We start from the raw sequence: 2,296 nt of genomic DNA on the forward strand, positions 1-2,296 counted from the left end.
TCGTGAAGTTGATGAACTTGAGCTCGGCCATCGGGTTGACCGGGATCAGGTCCAATTTACGGGCCTGACGAAAGGCCACCGCGAGCAGTCGGTAGAGCTGCTGGACGTAGGACAGTGACAACTCTTCTTGTGCCGGCCACATCAGCAGCTGGTCTAGGGTCTGGGCATTCACGTCGCGAAGCAGCAAATCATCCAGACGCGGCTTGAGCTGGCAGCTGATTGCCGACTTGCCGGCCGAGCGCCGTTTGGTCGAGAGCGCACGCGAACGGGCCATGCGATCGGCAAACCAGTCCAGCAACTCGCCGACGGTCACCCAACCCGAAACGCTGGCAGCACCATCAGCCGCGACCCGCAGACGCACCGCCGGCAGGGCCGCAATGACTTGCTTGGTGGACAGTGCGGGAAAGGCGCCGATGCGGTGCCACTGCCGCTTGTTAAGCAGGTACCACGACCCGTGCGTGCGATTCTTCGCGAAGCGAAAGTGCAGCGCGGGATGACTGGCATCGCGCAGATCGCGCACATGCTCTAGCTTGGCGTTACGCAGAATTTCGGCGTCGGACAGCTTTACGGTCAAGGTCTTGATCAGGGCGCTCAATCCTTCATCTCCGCCAGGGCAAAACGATCCACCACCTCGAAGGTTGAGGGCCACATCAACGCGCCGTACCGCCTGGCCATGGCCTCGTCGGCAAACAAAGCCATTGCATGGTCCGGGGTACTTCCCAGCTCCCATTTGAATGAGCAGCAAAACACCGCGTAGCGGTAGTTCGATGACGCGGGTGCAGCGAGTCGCTGAATATCCATCAGAATTTTTCCTTTTGACGGTAACGGCTGGCCAGACTGGTGACTTTCTCCGGCTGCTCGACAGGCTCTGGCTTCCACCCCGCAGCAAGGTTTTCAAAACGGTTGTACTGCCCAAGGAAGGCTGTACGGACGGTGCCCTTTTCGATGTCGCGCCCCTTGCCGATGATGATTTCGGCAATGCCTTTGGCATCAGTGTTTTCGTGGTAGACCTCGTCGCGGTACACGAACAGGATCACGTCGGCGTCCTGCTCGATGGCCCCGGACTCCCGCAAATCGGAAGGGATAGGCCGCTTGTTCGGGCGCTCTTCGCATTTGCGCGAAAGCTGGCTCAGCAACACGACAGGAATGCCCAACTCCTTGGCGAGCAGCTTGCAACCCCGGCTGATGCTGCTGACCTCTTCGGTACGGTTACCGCCCTCGCCTTCCAGCAATTGCAGGTAATCGATCATCAGCAGGTCCAGGCCGTAACGCATCTTGTGGCGACGGGCCAGGGAGCGGATGCGACCAATCGACGAACCCGCTCGGTCAGCGATGTAAAGCGGTGCGCGCCGCAGGATCCCGGCCGCAGCAGAAAGCTCCGCGCCGTGGCTCTGGCACGCCGTGCCGTTTTTCACCAACGTGAGCGGGACACGCCCCTCGGATGCTATCGCCCGGTCGAGCAGCTGGCCTTTGTTCATCTCCAGGCTGATGACGAGCGCTGACTTGCACTGGCGCACCGCTGCGTCGATGACGAAGCCCATGGCGAGCGTGGTTTTGCCCATGGCGGGCCGGCCGGCAACGATGTACAGGTGATCCGGCTGCAAGCCGCCCAGTTTCTCGTCCAGGTCTTTCAGGCCGGTGGATAGGCCGATCAGCGTTTCACCACGGGCATGGCGATCGTGGCGCTCCTGCCAAACCTCCAGTTGATCGGCCAGCACGTCACCCACTTTGACGATGTCGTCATCACCCGCACCGCAATCAATCGCCATGGCAGCGGCTTGGACGGCGGCGATTTTCGCCTGCACGTCCTGATCGCTGTGCGCGATATCCATGGCCTGGGTGCCAAGCTCAAACAGGGAACGTTCGATAGCCCTTTCACGCACGATGCCCGCATAGGTCTTCGCACTGGCAACACTGGGCGTACCGTGGACGATCTCGGCGCAGTAGGCGAAAGCTGGCGAGCCATCAGCCAAATTGCCAACGTGATTACCCACGGTGAGAAAGTCGACAGACTTACCCGCATCGCGAACCGCGAGAATCCCCCGATACACCTCGGCGTTTGCTGGAAAGTAAAACGATTCGGGGGACAGGTCGTCGCTCAGGGAGTCGATCAGTTCAGGACGCTGCATCATCGCGCCCAGCAGGCCGTGCTCGGCCTCGATGCTGTAGGGCTCACGCACTGTAATTGCCCTCCACAACCTTGACGAAGTTGCTCGGGGCGATCAGCCAGTCGAAGCTGGCCCGGAAAGGTGCGCCGCCGTTTTTACCCGAAGCACGGCCCATCAGGAAATCGGAC

Annotated in this window: 2 protein-coding genes and 1 pseudogene; all 3 read right to left on the reverse strand. The window is 60.8% G+C overall.

Translation table 11 applies throughout. The features are described from left to right. A pseudogene (locus tag EIY72_RS13005) lies at nt 1-595 on the reverse strand (tyrosine-type recombinase/integrase); the annotation flags it as partial. Next, complete coding sequence (locus EIY72_RS13010; RefSeq protein WP_093218293.1) at nt 592-801, reverse strand: hypothetical protein; 210 nt, start codon at nt 799-801, stop codon at nt 592-594. The pseudogene EIY72_RS13005 and the gene EIY72_RS13010, both read right to left, overlap by 4 nt. Beyond that, the gene (gene dnaB, locus EIY72_RS13015) at nt 801-2,180 is read right to left on the reverse strand and encodes a replicative DNA helicase (RefSeq protein ID WP_093218291.1); all 1,380 of its coding nucleotides are present in this window, start codon (nt 2,178-2,180) and stop codon (nt 801-803) included. Before dnaB ends, EIY72_RS13010 begins: the two co-directional genes overlap by 1 nt. Nucleotides 2,181-2,296: the final 116 nt, after the last annotated feature.

Origin of the sequence: Pseudomonas vancouverensis (assembly GCF_004348895.1) — a bacterium.
GTDB lineage: Bacteria > Pseudomonadota > Gammaproteobacteria > Pseudomonadales > Pseudomonadaceae > Aquipseudomonas > Aquipseudomonas vancouverensis.

Bases quoted from the DNA above. Each gene is read 5' to 3' on its own strand.
- EIY72_RS13010 (WP_093218293.1), bottom strand. From the start codon at position 801: ATGGATATTCAGCGACTCGCTGCACCCGCGTCATCGAACTACCGCTAC.